Source organism: Ancylobacter radicis (assembly GCF_018449475.1).
Taxonomy (GTDB): domain Bacteria; phylum Pseudomonadota; class Alphaproteobacteria; order Rhizobiales; family Xanthobacteraceae; genus Ancylobacter; species Ancylobacter radicis.
Genome location: NZ_JAHCQH010000015.1, coordinates 154,878 through 170,933, shown reverse-complemented (window position 1 = coordinate 170,933; position 16,056 = coordinate 154,878). Strand labels below are relative to the sequence as shown.

The 16,056-nt window shown below is 66.6% G+C and carries 17 protein-coding genes; 9 read left to right on the top strand and 8 right to left on the bottom strand.

The window, feature by feature from the left end:
* Positions 1–111: 111 nt before the first annotated feature.
* On the top strand, positions 112–1,518 hold the full coding sequence (gene ahcY / locus KIP89_RS06925; RefSeq protein ID WP_213754680.1) for an adenosylhomocysteinase: 1,407 nt from the start codon (positions 112–114) through the stop codon (positions 1,516–1,518).
* A gap of 54 nt (positions 1,519–1,572) precedes the next feature.
* On the opposite strand, the gene KIP89_RS06920 is transcribed toward ahcY, so the two are convergent.
* A complete protein-coding gene (locus tag KIP89_RS06920; protein ID WP_213754679.1) occupies positions 1,573–2,061 on the bottom strand; it encodes a GNAT family N-acetyltransferase in 489 nt (162 codons plus the stop codon).
* Positions 2,062–2,225: 164 nt separating this feature from the next.
* Between KIP89_RS06920 and KIP89_RS06915 the strand changes: the two genes are divergently transcribed.
* A complete protein-coding gene (locus KIP89_RS06915) occupies positions 2,226–2,534 on the top strand; it encodes a hypothetical protein (RefSeq protein ID WP_213754678.1) in 309 nt (102 codons plus the stop codon).
* Positions 2,535–2,553: 19 nt separating this feature from the next.
* On the opposite strand, the gene KIP89_RS06910 is transcribed toward KIP89_RS06915, so the two are convergent.
* Positions 2,554–3,327 (bottom strand): ferredoxin--NADP reductase, encoded by a 774-nt coding sequence (locus KIP89_RS06910; RefSeq protein ID WP_213754677.1) that lies wholly within the window; start codon positions 3,325–3,327, stop codon positions 2,554–2,556.
* Between the two features lie 191 nt (positions 3,328–3,518).
* Between KIP89_RS06910 and KIP89_RS06905 the strand changes: the two genes are divergently transcribed.
* Entirely contained in the window at positions 3,519–3,944 is a 426-nt protein-coding gene (locus tag KIP89_RS06905; protein WP_213754676.1) for a VOC family protein, read from the top strand.
* 9 nt (positions 3,945–3,953) lie between these two features.
* Here KIP89_RS06905 and KIP89_RS06900 read toward each other — a convergent pair whose 3' ends face one another.
* Together KIP89_RS06900 and KIP89_RS06895 are read right to left on the bottom strand one after the other, a co-directional pair.
* A complete protein-coding gene (locus tag KIP89_RS06900) occupies positions 3,954–5,399 on the bottom strand; it encodes a sensor domain-containing diguanylate cyclase (RefSeq protein WP_213755411.1) in 1,446 nt (481 codons plus the stop codon).
* A gap of 215 nt (positions 5,400–5,614) precedes the next feature.
* Entirely contained in the window at positions 5,615–6,901 is a 1,287-nt protein-coding gene (locus KIP89_RS06895; protein ID WP_213754675.1) for an Hsp70 family protein, read from the bottom strand.
* A gap of 324 nt (positions 6,902–7,225) precedes the next feature.
* On the opposite strand from KIP89_RS06895, the gene KIP89_RS06890 reads away from it, so the two are divergent.
* The gene (locus KIP89_RS06890) at positions 7,226–7,888 is read left to right on the top strand and encodes an exopolysaccharide biosynthesis protein (RefSeq protein ID WP_213754674.1); all 663 of its coding nucleotides are present in this window, start codon (positions 7,226–7,228) and stop codon (positions 7,886–7,888) included.
* Between the two features lie 3 nt (positions 7,889–7,891).
* On the opposite strand, the gene KIP89_RS06885 is transcribed toward KIP89_RS06890, so the two are convergent.
* Positions 7,892–8,104: a hypothetical protein gene (locus KIP89_RS06885; protein ID WP_213754673.1), complete on the bottom strand. Its 213-nt coding sequence runs from the start codon at positions 8,102–8,104 to the stop codon at positions 7,892–7,894.
* A gap of 241 nt (positions 8,105–8,345) precedes the next feature.
* On the opposite strand from KIP89_RS06885, the gene KIP89_RS06880 reads away from it, so the two are divergent.
* Positions 8,346–8,783, top strand: a complete 438-nt coding sequence (locus KIP89_RS06880) for a DUF983 domain-containing protein (protein ID WP_213754672.1) — start codon at positions 8,346–8,348, stop codon at positions 8,781–8,783.
* 3 nt (positions 8,784–8,786) lie between these two features.
* Here KIP89_RS06880 and KIP89_RS06875 read toward each other — a convergent pair whose 3' ends face one another.
* Positions 8,787–9,602, bottom strand: coding sequence for a ChbG/HpnK family deacetylase (locus tag KIP89_RS06875; RefSeq protein WP_250152254.1), 816 nt, complete (start codon positions 9,600–9,602; stop codon positions 8,787–8,789).
* A 199-nt stretch (positions 9,603–9,801) separates the two neighbouring features.
* Here KIP89_RS06875 and KIP89_RS06870 point away from each other — a divergent pair, with 199 nt between their 5' ends.
* The 4 genes from KIP89_RS06870 (at position 9,802) to KIP89_RS06855 (ending at position 13,470) form a co-directional block, all read left to right on the top strand.
* A complete protein-coding gene (locus KIP89_RS06870; protein ID WP_250152253.1) occupies positions 9,802–10,839 on the top strand; it encodes a glycosyltransferase family 2 protein in 1,038 nt (345 codons plus the stop codon).
* Positions 10,836–12,623 (top strand): glycosyltransferase family 39 protein, encoded by a 1,788-nt coding sequence (locus KIP89_RS06865; protein ID WP_213754669.1) that lies wholly within the window; start codon positions 10,836–10,838, stop codon positions 12,621–12,623. Before KIP89_RS06870 ends, KIP89_RS06865 begins: the two co-directional genes overlap by 4 nt.
* Complete coding sequence (locus KIP89_RS06860) at positions 12,620–13,048, top strand: GtrA family protein (protein ID WP_213754668.1); 429 nt, start codon at positions 12,620–12,622, stop codon at positions 13,046–13,048. The genes KIP89_RS06865 and KIP89_RS06860 overlap by 4 nt, the downstream gene beginning before the upstream one ends.
* 140 nt (positions 13,049–13,188) lie before the next feature.
* Complete coding sequence (locus KIP89_RS06855; protein WP_213754667.1) at positions 13,189–13,470, top strand: hypothetical protein; 282 nt, start codon at positions 13,189–13,191, stop codon at positions 13,468–13,470.
* A 36-nt stretch (positions 13,471–13,506) separates the two neighbouring features.
* On the opposite strand, the gene KIP89_RS06850 is transcribed toward KIP89_RS06855, so the two are convergent.
* Complete coding sequence (locus tag KIP89_RS06850; RefSeq protein WP_213754666.1) at positions 13,507–14,841, bottom strand: NAD(P)H-dependent oxidoreductase; 1,335 nt, start codon at positions 14,839–14,841, stop codon at positions 13,507–13,509.
* Between the two features lie 109 nt (positions 14,842–14,950).
* On the bottom strand, positions 14,951–15,973 hold the full coding sequence (locus tag KIP89_RS06845) for a sugar-binding transcriptional regulator (RefSeq protein WP_213754665.1): 1,023 nt from the start codon (positions 15,971–15,973) through the stop codon (positions 14,951–14,953).
* Between the last annotated feature and the right edge of the window lie 83 nt (positions 15,974–16,056).

Genomic DNA, 16,056 nt, shown 5'->3' with positions numbered 1-16,056 from the left:
ACAGCGACGCGATCAGCAGCGACATAAAGACATCTTTATGTCGTTATTGCTATGCCAGGCTGTAGCTGGTAAACCGCATTGCTAAACCCGTTACCCGTCAGGAAGAGTTTCATGGCCCTCGCCAGCGACTACATCGTCAAGGACATCGGTCTCGCCGATTTCGGCCGCAAGGAAATCGAACTCGCGGAGACCGAGATGCCCGGTCTGATGGCCATCCGCGCCGAGTACGGCCCCGCGCAGCCGCTCAAGGGCGCGCGCATCGCCGGTTCGCTGCACATGACCATCCAGACCGCCGTGCTGATCGAGACGCTGAAGGCGCTCGGCGCGGATGTGCGCTGGGTCTCCTGCAACATCTTCTCGACGCAGGACCACGCCGCCGCCGCCATCGCCGCGGGCGGCACGCCGGTGTTCGCCTTCAAGGGCGAGACGCTGCAGGAATATTGGGACTTCACCGCCAAGCTGTTCGACTGGCATGACGGCGGCGTGCCGAACATGATCCTCGACGATGGCGGTGATGCCACCATGCTCGTCCATTACGGCCTGCGCGCCGAGCAGGGCGATGTCGCCTTCCTCGAAACGCCCGGTTCGGAAGAAGAGGAAATCTTCTTCGCGCTGATCAAGAAGCTGCTGGCCGAAAAGCCGAAGGGCTGGTTCGCGCAGGTGGCGAAGTCGATCAAGGGCGTGTCGGAAGAGACCACCACGGGCGTTCACCGCCTCTACAAGCTGGCCGAACAGGGCAAGCTGCTGTTCCCGGCGATCAACGTCAACGACTCGGTCACCAAGTCGAAGTTCGACAATCTCTATGGCTGCCGCGAATCGCTGGTCGACGCCATCCGCCGTGGCACCGACGTGATGCTGGCCGGCAAGGTCGCCTTCGTCGCCGGCTTCGGCGATGTCGGCAAGGGCTCGGCCGCCTCGCTGCGCCAGGCCGGCGCCCGCGTCATCGTCTCCGAAGTCGATCCGATCTGCGCCCTTCAGGCGTCGATGGAAGGCTATGAGGTGGCGACCATCGAGGACGCCTTCTCGCGCGCCGACATCTATGTCACCGCGACCGGCAACAAGGACATCATCACCGTCGAGCACATGCGGCAGATGAAGGACCGGGCCATCGTCTGCAACATCGGCCATTTCGACAACGAGATTCAGGTCGCCGGCCTGAAGAACTTCAAGTGGAACAACATCAAGCCGCAGGTCGACGAGATCGAGTTCCCGAGCGGAAACCGCATCATCCTGCTGTCGGAAGGCCGTCTGGTGAACCTCGGCAACGCCATGGGTCACCCGTCCTTCGTGATGTCGTCCTCCTTCTCCAATCAGACGCTGGCGCAGATCGACCTCTGGGCCAACCCCGGCAAGTATGACAACAAGGTCTATACCCTGCCGAAGGTGTTGGACGAGAAGGTTGCCGCCCTCCACCTCGACAAGCTCGGCGTGAAGCTCACCAAGCTGCGCCCGGAGCAGGCCGATTACATCGGCGTGCCGGTCGAGGGGCCGTTCAAGCCGGATCACTACCGCTACTGAGCCCTGCGGGCTGCCGATCGTTCAAAGGGGCGCCCTGTGGCGCCCCTTTTTCGTTCACAGATCCTTCTGCATGAATACCAGGTCGAGCCGCTGCCCGAACTTGGTGCCGATGCCGGGCATGCGCGCGGTCTCGACGAAGCCGAGCCGGGCGTGGAGGGCGAGCGAGGGCGCGTTGCCGCCGGTGATGCCGCCGATCATCACCTTCTTGCCGATGGCGCGGGCCGGCTCGAACAGCGCCTCGACCAGACGCCCGCCAATGCCGTGCCCGCGGGCGGCCTCGGCCACATAGACCGAATGCTCGACGCTGATGCGAAAGCCGTCAAAGGGGCGGAAATCGCCGAAGCTGGCATAGCCGAGCACCGTCTCGCCCTCGGTGGCGACGATCACGGGGTAGGATTTCGCCCGGCGGTCGGCGAGCCAGGCGCTGCGGTTGGCGAGATCGGCCGGCGTGTCGTTCCAGATCGCGGTGGAGTGGAGCACCGCATGGTTGTAGATGTCGAGAATGCCGGGCAGGTCGTCGGCCGTTGCGTCGCGCAGGATCATGTCGTTGTCTCCGGCGGGGTGGCGAGCCCTGCCGCAAGGTCATCGCGGTGGCGCCCGATTCCGGCCCCGGTGTGAATCTATACCCTGTCTTCTGGAATGTCGGCGGCCCGTCCCCCATATCGGTGGAAAGCGGGCCGACCCGCTCAGGAGGAAAGACCAAAAGGATGAACCCGACCGATTCGTTCGACCGCATGCGCTTCACGGTCCGCCGCATCAGCTGGTGGCAGGTCGCGGTGGTCGTCGCCGTGGCGCTGGCTGTCGGCATTGCGCTGGCGCTGGTGGCGGCGAGCGTCTTCCTCGTGGTCTTTCCCGTCATCGCCATTGCGGGGCTGGCCTATCGCCTGTTCGGCGGCCGCAAGCGCCCCGGTGCCGGTGGCCCGACCGTGATCGATGCCGAATACCGCATCCTCTCGCCGGAAGAAGCCGCCCGCGCGCGGGAATCCGCCTGGGACCCGGACCGGCGCCTGCGCTGAACGCGGCGCCGGCTTCCCGTCACTTCTCGACGAAGGCCTTTTCGATCACGAAGTCGCCCGGCTCCGTGGTCGAGCCTTCCTCGAAGCCACGCTCCTTGAGGATCACGCGCATGTCGTCCAGCAGCTGCGGGCTGCCGCACAGCATGACGCGGTCATCCTGCTTGTCGAGCGGCGGCAGGTCGAGGTCCTCGAACAGCTTGCCCGAGGTGATGAGGTCGGTGATGCGGCCCTGGTTGCGATAGGGCTCGCGCGTCACGGTCGGGTAATAGACCAGCTTCTCGCGCACCAACTCGCCGAAATACTCGTTGTCCGGCAGCTCGTTCTCGATGAAGTCCTGGTAGGCCAGCTCCGCCACGCTGCGCACGCCGTGGACCAGGATCACCTTCTCGTAATTCTCGTAGGTCTCCGGGTCCTTGATGAGGCTCATGAAGGGCGCGAGGCCGGTGCCGGTCGCGAGCAGATAGAGCCGGCGGCCGGGCACCAGATAGTCCACCAGCAGCGTGCCGGTTGGCTTGCGGCCGACGATCACCTCGTCACCGACCTTCAGGTGCTGGAGCCGCGAGGTGAGCGGGCCATTCGCCACCTTGATCGAGAAGAACTCCAGCGTCTCCTCGTAATTGGCGCTGGCGATGGAATAGGCGCGCAGCAGCGGCTTGCCATCCACCGGGAGGCCGATCATCACGAACTGCCCGTTCTTGAAGCGCAGTGCCGGGTCGCGGGTGGTGGTGAAGGTGAAGAGGTTGTCGGTCCAGTGATGCACCGACAGGACGCGCTCGTGATGCAGGTTGCTCATTTACAAACCGTCTAAGTGAAAACTTCCAAACCAACGGAAGTCTATGTAATTCGCTGGCGCACCGTTTACTGCGCAAATCGCGCGCTGTCGACCCTCGCTTGCGCGGGTGGGCCTTGTCGGCTCACCATGGCGGTTCACGTCGTCCGGCCCACAGTCTCGGGCCCACATCCTCCGGTCCATGAGCAAGGTCAATGTTCAGTCACATCATCCTCGGCGCCCGCGACCTCGCTCTGCTCACGGGCTTTTATGACAAGGTGCTCGCCCCGCTCGGTCTCACACGGCTGGACGAGCCGTCCGATGGCGGGCCCGCCGGCTCCATGTGGGTGATGCCCGGCAGTTATTTCCCCCAGTTCTTCGTCCAGCTCCCGTTCAATGGTCTGCCGGCGACCTGGGGCAACGGGACACAGGTGAGCTTTGCCGCGCCGTCCCCCGCCGCGGTCGATGCGGCCTGGCAGGCGGCGATGGAGGCGGGCGGCGTCGACGAGGGAAAGCCGGGCCTGCGCCCGAACTACGGGGCGGATTATTACGGCGCCTATTTCCGCGATCCCGAGGGCAACAAGCTCTGCGTGGTGCATCTGGCCGCGCTGGAACACCTCACCCTGCGCGGCGGTGCGTGACGGCGACGCTCAGGCCAGCGTCCGCTCGGACGGCTCCTGGTTGCGCTTGTCCTGATACATGGCGAAGTCGGCCCGCTTGACCACCTGTTCCAGCCGCTCGCCGGTCAGGCTGGTCGCCATGCCGATGGAGACGGAGAGCGCGGTGGCCGAATAGAACTGGTTGTTCAGTTCGATCAGCTTGCCGATGTTCTCCATCACCGCCTGCCCGCCGGCCGCGTCGATGCCGGGCAGCAGGATAGCGAATTCGTCGCCGCCGATCCGCGCGGCGCAGCTCGGCCGGTCCACCGCCTTGGACAGCACCTCGCCCGCCCGCCGCAGCAGCGTGTCGCCGGCGGCATGGCCGAGCTGGTCGTTGACCAGCTTCAGATTGTTCAGATCGATCATGATGATGGTGACGGGGAAGGGGCCCTTGCGCTCCAGCCGGTTCAGCTCGTCGGCATAGAAGGAGCGGTTGTAGAGCTGCGTCAGCACATCGTGCTTGCCGAGATATTCGAGATAGGCTTCGGCCTTCTTGCGGGCGGTGATGTCGGTGAGCGCGACCTGCACCAGCGACCAGTCATGCTCATGGCCCGGCAGCACCGAGAATTGCAGGTGGACGTGCAGTTCCTCGCCGGCGAGCGTGTAATTCACCACTTCGCGCTGGTGGAACAGTTTGCCGTTCCAGAGTTCGATCAGTTGCTCGCGAAAATGCCGGTGCATCTCGTCGCGAAACACCGATCCGATATTGGCGATCAGATCCGCCTTGCTCGATGCCCCGAACATGTCGAGCGTGTGCTGGTTCACGTCGATGACCCGAACCTCGCTGATGCAACGCTCGACGAATTCGGGATGCACATCGGTGAACACGCGCAGATCGACAATACCGCGCAGGCGCACATCGTCGATCAGCCGCTTGATGCTGGAGAAGTCCTCCACCCACAGGGAAACGGGCGAGTGCTGGAACAGGCCGCGCGCATAAAGCTCGGCCTGCGCCGTCTGGCGGCGGGCGGTCTCGCGCTCGGTAATGTCCTCGATCGAGAGGAGAACCCGGTCGAGGCTCTCCTCATGACCCGGCAGCACGGTGCCTTTGAGCAATATGTCGAGGCGCTGGCCGGAGAGGGTGTAATTCACCGTCTGGCTGGCGAAGTTGAGCTTGCCGTCCCAGAGCTGCGTCAGTTCCTCGATATGGGTCTTCAGCATGTCGTTGCGGAAGACCTGGGCGAGATTGGCGACCAGATGCTCCTGGCTCGTCGCCTCGAACAGCTCCAGCGTGCGGCGGTTGACCGTGATGACCCGGATGCGCCGCGAGCATTCCGCCACCCGGTCGGGCCGCCCGCGCAGGTGTTCGCGCAGCGATGTCACCCCTTCGGCCCGCCATTGCGCGAATAACTGCCCGACCGCGCTGAAGTCTTCGAGCCAGAGCGACACCGGCGCGAGGTCGAACATCTGTGCACTGTCGCGTGGGGCGATCATCATCGCGGCCGCCGCATCGTCTTGGAACTTGAGCATCGAGTAACCACTCGTAGCACCGGCGCGGCGCGTCGGACAATCGGCGATAGTTAAACTGTATATCCAATGTCGAGGCGATTCCGGCACTACTCCGGCACCTCAGGGCGCAACTTGATGGCATGAGCCTCCCGGCCCAGTGCCGGCGCGCGGCGCCGCGCGCTCACGCATCGGCTGCGAGAAACTCACCCGGCGGAAATCCTTTCATCGGCGGCACGGCTGAGCGCGCCATAGCGCCGCGCCGCCTCAAGGGCGAGCCCCGTGCCGACGGAGCCGAACGTGTCGCCCTCCACCACCCGCGCGCCGGGCAGGGCGCCGATGATGGCACCGCGCACATGGGCGAGCCGCGTCGAGCCACCGGTCAGGAACAGCGCATCGATGTCGGCGGCGGCCAGTCCCGCCTGTTCGAGGCAGAGGCCGACACGGCGGGCAACCTTTTCGGCAAGCGACTGGGTATGCGCCACCAGTTCCTCCGGCGTGATGCCGACCGACAGCCCGGCTTCCAGCCAGGCGAGGGTGATCTCGGTGCGCGTCGCCTCGGCAAGCGCGATCTTCGCCTCTTCCGCCGCCATGGCCAGCGTATGGCCGCGCTGCTCCTCGATGACATGGATCAGCCGCTCCACGAGGTGCGGCCGCGCCGCCTCGCGCCGCACCTCGATCAATTCGCGCAGCGTCTTGGAGGTGTAGAGCCGGTTGATGCTCGACCAGGTAGCGAGTTCGTGGAAATAGCCGCTCGGCACATCCCGCCCGGCCCGCTTCATCGGGCTGCGGAAGCCCAGCAGCGGCATGATCGTGCCGAGCGAGAGCTGCCGGTCGAAATCCGTGCCGCCGATGCGCACGCCGTCATTGGCGAGAATGTCGTCGGCGCGGTCGGCGCGGCCCGCCCGTCCCGGTCCCAGCCGGACGATGGAGAAATCCGACGTGCCGCCGCCGATATCGGCGATCAGCGCAATCTCCTCGGCCCGCACCTGCTGCTCGTAGTCGAGAGCGGCGGCGATGGGCTCATACTGCGTGGAAATGGTGCGGAAGCCGACCGAGGCGGCAATCGCGCGCAGCGCCTCGTCCGCGCGGCGGTTGGCGGCCTCGTCGTCATCGACGAAGAATACCGGACGGCCGAGCACCACCGCGTCCAGCGGCGCGCCGGTGCTCGCCTCGCCCCGCGCCTTCACCGCGCCGATGAAATCGCCGATGACATCGCTAAAGCCGATAGCGCGCCGGCCGATCTGCGTCTTTTCCTCGATCAGCGGGCTACCCAGCACGGCCTTGAGGCTGCGCATCAGCCGCCCGTCCTCGCCGGCGACATAGCGGGCCATGGCGGCGCGGCCGATGGTGAGCGTGCCGGCGGGGTCGTAGAAAACGGCGCTCGGCACGGTCGTCTTGCCATCCTCCAGAGGGGCCAGCACGGGCGCGCCGGCCACGCGGATGCCGAGCGTGGTGTTGGAGGTGCCGAAATCGAGGCCGCAAAACGCCATGGGGGTCTCCTGGAGGCGCGTGCGCGCAAAGGGGGCACTCGCTAGCCGCTTCGTCGCGATTGATCAATTGACGTGCGGTTGAGGAGCCGTCAAACCGGACAGGAAACAGGAGACGCCACCATGACGATGCACGACTGGACGATGAAGCACTCGATCGCGGCGGTGGTGATATTGCTGGTGGCGGTGGGCGCTTTCCTGTTCAGCTGGACCTGATCTGCCGGCAAAATCGTGCGCCGTGCTGGCTAATGTCACATTCGGCTCCTATCTGAGACCCAACGTGCCGCCCGGATCGTGGCCGGGTATCCACGAGGAGTTTCATCCGCCGTGCCAAGCGACTTTTCGTCCGACGACAGCACCGGCCGCGCCCAGGCAGACGGACCGGAGGAGGCGTCACGGCTCTCGGACGTGCTCAGCCGCATCGCCGGCGACACGTCGCGTGAACGCATCGCCATTGGCGATCTTCTGGGGGCCATGGAGGAGCGCGCTTTCGGGCCGCTGATGCTGATCTTCGCGCTGCCGAATGTTCTACCGACCCCGCCCGGCACCTCCACCATTCTCGGGGCGCCGCTGATCTTCCTGACCGCCCAGCTCGCCCTGGGCATGCAGCCCTGGTTGCCGGGGCTGATCGCCGGCCGTTCCATCCCGCGTCAGGATTTCGCGAACTTCATCACCAAGGCGTCACCCTGGCTGTCAAAGGCCGAGCGCCTGCTTCAGCCGCGTTTCGGGATGCTGGCACATCCGCCGGCGGAATATGTCGTCGGCATCATGTGCTTCGTGCTGGCGGTGATACTGGTGCTGCCGATTCCGCTCGGCAACATGCTGCCGGCGCTGGCGATCTGCATCCTCGGGCTCGGCATTTTGGAGCGCGACGGCATCTGGATTGTCGCCGGCATGGCACTGGCCGTCGGATCGCTCGGCGTGGTGTCCGGCGTGATCTGGGCCTTCGTCCAGACCGGGCTCTATCTGCTGCACAGTTTTCTGGGCTGAGCCTCAGCCGGGAACGCGCGCCTGTTCGAGGGCGCGGGCGAGCATCGCCATGCATTCGCGCGCCTGCTCATGGCCGGTCTCGTCGCCGCGCAGCCGCTGGGCGAGATCGTACAGGTCGCGAATGGCGACATCCACGGCCGTGAACAGGTCGATGTCGAGATCGTCCTCGAACGCGGGCTCGGGGAGGCGGGCAGGGAAGGGAATGACGTTACTCATCACAAAACTCATGCGCGGCGAATCGACAAATCAGGGCTGAGACGAGCTTCGCCTTAATTGGTTAACGTCATCCTCCCCTACCGCCATGCCGGCTGTCCGGGTTGCAGCTGATGCTCAAATGTATGGATAATGACTGCATTAATGTTTGCAGTCATTTATTGACTTCATCCATTCGCGCGCGCATTTCCAAGGGGAAGTCCAAACTGCCCCCGGAGGGTCGTTACCGATGGAGAATCCAGCCATGTCCGCACGCGAATGGTCGAGGCTCACGCCTTTTGAGACGGGTGTGCGGGGGCGTTGCCCGCGCTGCGGGCAGGGCCATCTGTTCAACGGCTTCCTGGCGCTCGCGCCGCGCTGCGAGGTCTGCGAGCTGGATTACTCCTTCGCCGACCCCGCCGACGGCCCGGCCTTCTTCGTCATCTGCTTCGTCTGCATTCCGGCGGTGCTGTTTGGCCTGTGGCTGGAAGTGGCCTTTCAGGCGCCCTATTGGGTTCACCTGTTCACCACCCTGCCGGTGCTGCTGATCACCTGCATTCCACCCTTGCGCCCGCTCAAGGGCTGGCTGGTGGCGAGCCAGTACTACTACAAGGCCGAGGAGGGGCGCCTGTCCCCCGCCGAGCGCCCCGAGGCGGCACCCCAAGCGGTTGCCGAAGCGGTTGGTGACGGGACGCGCGGCTGAGCGTCAGCGCGGGCGGCCCGTCTCGCGAAAACGGGCCGGCCGCACCCGCGCGGCATGCAGATCCTCCCCGCAGGCCGCCGAGGCGAGATAGGCGAGTTCGTGCTCGCGCGGCTCCAGCAGCGGGTCGAGCCGACGCAGTTCCTCGTCCACATGGCCTGGATGGCAATGGACCAGCACCCGCTCGCCCGGCCCGTCGAGAGCCGCCCGGAAGATCGTGCGGTAGCCCGGCTCCGGCCCGAAATCATAGAGGCCGCGAAAGCTGTCATTGGTGGCGAGGCCCGCCGCCTGCGCGCGCGGCGCCGCTCCGGCGCTGAGCGTGCCGATCAGCACCGCCTTGCGCCAGCCGAGTCGCCGGCGCCGCACCCAGGCGAGCGGCTCGCGGCAATTGCGCAGCCAGGGAGGCGTCGCAGCATAACGGCGGACGAGTTCCTCAACCACGATGTCGCGAATGCCGGGCAGCGCATGGGCGTGCTGGTGCCCGTCGAGAAAATCCGGGGGCGCGCCCCATTCATCCTCGAAGGCATCAAGCTGGGCGCGCAGTTCGTCGCGAATGGCGTCGCGCGGCAGCGCCCCGGTCAGCGCGCGCCGCACCAGCACCCCGATGTCCGGCAGCCGGCCGTCCTGCGCCAGATCCCGCGCGGCGGTGAGCGGGCGCTGGCCGGTAAGGGTGAAGTGCAGGCCGACATCGGCGGGATGCGCACGCACGAGGCAGCGGAAATCGCCCGCCCGGCGGCGCCAGCCCGCCATGCCGGTCATCGCGCCGGTCGCGGAAAGCCGCCTCTGCTCGATCAGGCGCTCGATTGCATCGCAAACGCCCATGCTCAATCCATAGTCATCAGCACAAATTACTATGGGTCTGACGCCATCATCCATCGGTTTTGTCACGCCAAAGAAATTTCACAATCTGAATATACGTGTCCGCAAGCTTCAGGACAGCCAAAACTGTCTTAAAGATTTGACAGGTGGCCTTCCCTGACGGTAGGCGTCAAGTAAAACCAGTGACGAAAACATGCCGCACATGGACCCAAGGGAAGCTCGCCTGATTTCGATCGTGGTGCCCGTCTATAATGAGGCGGCATGCCTGCGCGCGCTCCACGCCCGACTCTGCGCCGTGCTCGATGCCGAGCCGGATATGCGCCGCGAGTTCATCTTCGTCGACGACGGCAGCCGCGATGCCAGCTTCGAGACGCTGGCCGAGATCGGCCGGGCCGATCCGACGGTGAAGGCGCTGCGCTTCGCCCGGAACTTCGGCAAGGAGGCCGCCATGGCGGCGGGTCTGCGTGCCGCGGTGGGCGACATCGTGGTGCTGATGGATTCCGATCTCCAGCACCCGCCGGAGGTGATCCCGCAGATGATCGCGCGCTGGCGCGACGGCGCCCAGATGGTGATCGCGGTGCGCCGCTCGCGCGCGACCGATCCCTTCTCCCGCCGGCTGCTGACGCGCGGCTTCTACCATTTCTTCCACGCCCTCTCCGAGGTCGATATTCCCGAGGGAGCCGGCGATTTCCGCCTGTTCGACCGCCGCGTGGTGGACGCCATCAATGCCCTGCCGGAGCGCAACCGTTTCATGAAGGGCATCACGAGCTGGGTCGGCTTCCGTCAGGAAGAGATCGCGTTCGAGGTGGCCGAACGCGCCGGCGGCGTCAGTTCCTTCAACATGCTGCGCCTGCTGCGCTACGCCTTTGACGGGCTGTCCTCCTTCTCCATGGTGCCGCTGCGCGTCTGGTCCTTTATCGGCGTGTTGCTGGCGGGCCTGTCGGGGCTGTACGGGCTTTATCTCATCGCCGAGGCGCTGGTGTTCGGCGTGCGCACGCCGGGCTTCCCCACCATCATGGTCAGCATGCTGTTCGTCTCCGGCGTCCAGCTCATCAGCCTTGGCGTGATGGGTGAGTATATCGGGCGTATCTTCACCGAGGTGAAGCGCCGGCCGCTCTACCTCGTCGCCGACGAGATCGGCTTCACCCCGGCCGCGCTCGGCCTGACACGGCCGGCTTATGCCGCTGCCGATCGCGCCGCGCATCTCCCCTCGCTCGTGCCGGATGGTCAGGTTTCGTGAGCTTTCCTCCGTCGGACGTCGCGGTTGCCGCCCCCGAACAGCCGCGCCTGTCGCTGGCGCGCCTCTGGCGCTCAGTGGCGCTCACCCGCGCGGCGAGCCTGCTGGCCTTCGCCGGCATCGCCGTCTTCATTCTGCTGACCTTCCGCGACTATGGCATCAGCAATGACGAGCCGGTGCAGCACACCTATGGCCAGCTTCTGCTGAACTGGTACGCCAGCGGCTTCTCCGACGAGAGCGCGTTCCACTACATCAACCTCTATCTTTATGGCGGCCTGTTCGATCTCATCGCCGCCGGCTTCCAGCCCTATGTGCCGCTGCCGCTTTATGAATGGCGGCACCTGCTCTCGGCCGGCTTCGGCTTTGTCGGGCTGATCGGCGTCTGGCGCCTCGGCACGCTGCTGGGCGGGGAGAAGGCCGGCATCCTTGCTGTGCTGATGCTCGCGGTTACCGGCATGTATGGCGGGGCGATGTTCACCCACACCAAGGACGTGCCCTTCGCCGCGGCCATGCTGTGGAGCCTGTACTGTGTCGCCGCGCTGGCCGCACGCTTGCCGGAGCGCCCGAGCTGGCGGCTGGTGGTGGGCCTCGGCCTGTCGGTCGGCTGCGCCCTCGGCCTGCGCGTGGGTGGCGTCTTCGCCGTCTTCTACCTGCTGGTCACGCTCGCCGCCGGTACGCTGCTGCTGCGCGATCTGTGGCTGCCGGTGCGCCTGCTGCCGCGCCTCATGGTGGCCGGGCTGATCGCCCTCGCGGTGATGGCGGCGGCCTGGCCATGGTCGGTGCTGCCGCCCAGCAATTTCCTCAAGGCGATGGGCGCCTTCAACAATTTCGCCTTCGACCTGAAGACCCTGATCAATGGCGAGGCGCTGCCGATCGACCGGCTGCCGCCGACCTATATGTCGGAATATCTGCTGATCAAGCTGCCGGAGATCACCCTGCTCGGCCTCGTCGCGGCGCTGGCGATGGTGGGGTTGAGCTTGGTGCGCCTGCTGCGTGAACTGCGCCGGGATGGCGTGGCCAGCCTGCTGGCGCATCACCCGCGCCGGCTGCTGGCCCTGCTGCCGGTTCTGCTGGCGGTCGCCGTGCCGGTGGTCTTCACCCTTCTCGACAATCCCCCGCTCTATAATGGCATCCGCCATTTCCTCTTTGTCCTGCCGCCGGTGACGGTGCTGGCCGCGCTTGGCCTGATGGCCGCCGGGCGGGCGCTGATGGCGGTGAGCCCGCTGCCGGCCACCGCCTTCGCCGGGATCGCGGTTGCGGTGTTCGGCATCAATGCCGATACGTTCGCGCGCCTGCACCCCTATCAATATGTCGCCTATAACCAGCTGGTCGGCGGCACCGCCGGCGCCTGGGGACGCTTTGAGGGCGATTACTGGGGCGCCAGCCTGCGCGAGGCCTCGCTCACTTTGCTGCACGGCCTTCAGCAGGAAGCTGCCCTCGCGCCCGGCCGCGCGCCGCTGCATTACAAGGTGGCGGTCTGTGCCGAGGACGTGCAGGTCTCGACCCATCTCGGCCCGGAATTCGAGATGGTGGAAGATTGGGACGACGCCGATTTCGTGCTCTCCGCCCGCAATGTCGGCTGCGACAACGTGCCGGGCCTCACCTATGCCACGGTAAGCCGGATGGGCATTCCCATGGCCAGCGTGTTCGACGTGCGCGGCCAGCACCCGCCGATCGAACTGCCGGTGCAGATACCCGATGAGGATGGCTGGGGGCTCGACTTCAACGCACCCGCCGTCTCCCTGCAGGAGGCGACCGGCCCGCTGGTGGCCAAGGCCCGGCCATGACCGGGCCGCTGCCGCCGGGTTTTGCCTCCCGCGCGGCGCTGCTGGCGCGGGCGCGGCATATCCTGCTTTTCGCCGCGCTTGGCGCGCTCGGCACGCTCGCTCATTACGCGGTGCTGATCGGGCTTGTTCAAAGCGGGTTCGCCGGCCCCGTGGCCGGCTCCACCGCCGGCTTTCTGGTCGGCGGCCTCGTCAACTACCAGCTCAGCCGGCGCATCGTCTTCCGCTCGGACAAGCGCCATGTCGAGGCGGCCGGCAAGTTCTTCACGGTGGCCGCCCTCGGGCTGGTCTTCAATGCCGCGCTGATGGCGCTGTTGACCGGGCCGCTCGGTGCCCCTTATCTGCCGGCGCAGATCCTCGTCACCGGCCTTCTCGTGCTCTGGCATTATGCGGGCAACGCGGTGTGGACCTTCCGGCAGAGCCGCTAACCGCTCCCGCCCGCCGCTGCGCTCTCCCGGAACGGCCTTGCGGCACAGGCGCGCTCGGGGGCCCTGTCGCGCCCCCGCGCATTGATGCTAGACCGGGGGCAACCGGCGCCCGAGCGCCCGATCACAGGCGAGGAGACATCATGGCCGGCCGTTTCGACGATTGGGACAAAGACGACAACGGACATCTCAAGGTGTGGCCGATGCAGGCCTTCACCACCGCGCTGTTCGGCACGGAGAAAGTCGGCCTGCGCATCGAGATCGGCATCAGCGCGCCCAAGCCCGGCGAGCCGGTGCCCGCGCTCCAGCTCGTGCTCGATCCCGCACAGGTGCGCCAGCTCGCGGAAGCCCTGGCGGAGGCGGAAGCGCGCCTCGCCGACGCGCATTTCACCGCGCTCGCCACCTCGGGTCCGGGCAATGCGTGACGGCTGACGGGCCGGCGGGCGAGTCCCGCCCGCCCCTCACGCCGCCAGATATTGCGCGTCGGCCTGGTCGAGCCGGCGGCGGATCTGGGTGACGATCAACTGGTCGTCCGGCACGCAATTGTCATAGGTCAGCCGCTCGCCCTTGCGCACCGGCTTCACCACGCGGGCCTGCTCGGCAAGGCCCAGCGGCAGGGCGACACTGTCACGCGCGTCGCGCCAGCTCATCGTGTAGCCGCGATAATCATACTCGCCGATACGCCCGAGCACGTCGCCCGGCTTGAGGTCGCGCTTGGCGAGCGCGGTGCATTCGGCGACGGGATGGTCCAGCACCTCCATGTCGGGCGTGCCGTGCATCACTGCCCGCACCGCCGAGAGCGGCACTTCGAGGCTGGTCAGGTGATAGGGGCGGATCAGCGCGAAGCACGGGCCGGGACCGACCTTGAGGTCGGCCATGCGCTCGATCACGCGCGGATGGCGCGGGCGCACGATGCAGAACACGCCGGGCGCCACGCCCTTGCCGAGGGTGAAGTCGACCACGCCCGACCGCGAGAGGATGCCGCCATCCTCCTTGGTGCAGAGCACCTGCGCCAGCACGTCGCGATCCGCCGCCGGGCCGTGCATGCCCGGCACGTCCGGCACCAGGCCGGTGGCGTTGGCGAGGGCGGTCATCTCCACCATGGTCTTGGAGCCGTCGACGAACTCGACCAGCATGCGCGGGTTCATATTCCGCGCCTTCGCCTCCTCGATGAATTCATCGGGGATGGCGTCCGGCTTGAAGGCATTGTTCTTGGCCTTGCCGGCGCAGACGATCTCGAAGCCGAGCGACTGGGCGAAGCCGATCAGCTCGATGGTCGCGGCCGGCTCGTCGCCCGCCGCGCCGGTCAGCACCACGCCGGCCTTGCGCGCTTCCTGCTTGAGGAAGCGGCCAATGGTGATGTCGGCCTCGACGCTCAGCAGCACCACATGCTTGCCGTTGCGGATCGCCTCCAGCGACACCAGCGTGCCGATGTTCGGGCTACCGGTGGCGTCGATCACCACGTCGATATGCCCGGCCGCGCACATGGCGCGGTAGTCGTCGGTGATGGCGAAATGGCCGGTCTCGATGGCGCGGTCGATCTGGCTGCTGGACGAGACGGACACGATGTCCTCGCGCCGGTGGCCGGCCATCAGCGCGGCGTCGATCGCGGTCTGCGCGTTCAGCTCCACCACGGCGCCGATACGCACGCCCGGCATCAGCGCGGCCTGCACGATGAGATCGGTGCCCATCTGTCCGGCGCCGGCAAGGCCGATCGTCACCGGACCATGCTTGGCGGTCCACTGTTCCAGTTCGGCGGCGAAGCCCGACCGCACGATGCCGCTAGCCCCGAGCATACGCTCAACCCTTCCTTAAGGCCCTGGCGCCTGCCGTGAGGCCGGCGCACTCCGTTCTTTCGGTACTCGACAATTCGCCGGAGGCAAAGTGGGCCGAGGTGAGTTGCCGTCAGTAATCCGCGCCGACCGCGTTCAGCACGGCGGCGGCCGTCACCTCGTCGGTGATGAAGACGGTCGGGCGCAGCATGCGCAGCGCGCCGAGCACCGCCGCCGTCTTGCCCGGCCCGCCGGAGGTGAGGATGCGTTCGGGTGTCGCCTGCAGCGTCTCGATCGGGATCGACATGACGCGGCTATTGACCGGGTGGTCGACCGGCCGGCCCTCGACATCGATGAAATTGTAAACGACGTCGCCCACCGCGCCGGCGGCGATCAGCGAGGCCCAGTCGGCCTGCGAGAAGAAGCCGAAGCGCAGCGAGGTGCTTTCCGCCTCCATCTCGCCGACGCTGAGCACCACCGCGTCCATCTCGCGGGCGAGGGCGTAGACGGTGCCGAGACCGCAACGCTCGATCAGCGCCTTCTTGGTCTCCACGCTGTCGACGATGGCGGGGGCGGCGATCAGGTGGCAGTCGGCCTGGAAGATGCGCGAGAGCTGCCAGGCGAATTCCGACGGGTTGTACTGGCGCGCCTTGGTGATGCCGCCAAGCAGCGAGATCACCGAGACATTGGCGACCGCCTTCTCGTCGATGAAACCGAGCGCGCGCATCAGCGTGCGGCCCCAGCCGAAGCCGATCTTCATGTCCGGCCGGATCAGATCGGAGATGAACTGCCCGGTGGCGGCGCCGATGGCGCTGGTCGGGTCGGCCAGCGGCCCGGAGAGCGGCGCGACAATCGCCTCGCGCAGGCCGAAGGCCTTTTGCAGGCCCATTTCCAGCCGGGGCAGCTCGGCGATTTCGCGGCTGAGCGAGATTTTCACCTCGTTGAGCTGGCGGGCATCGGCCAGCAGGCGCACCACGGTGACACGGCCGATGTCCAGCGCCTCGGCGATGGCGCTCTGCGTCATGCCCTCGACATAGTACATCCAGGCCGCCCGCAGCCGCAGGCGCGCGGAGCGTCGGCCCGTGGCGCTGATGTCGCCGCCGGGTGCCGGTTCGGCCATGCCGCTCGGCTTCGTCGTGGCGGCTCCTCCCGACATTCGCATTCCCCCGGAGACATGAGTTCACCCTGCTATAGATGACGCAGCGATCTTCATCAAATCACGCGGGCAGTGGCGGGGAG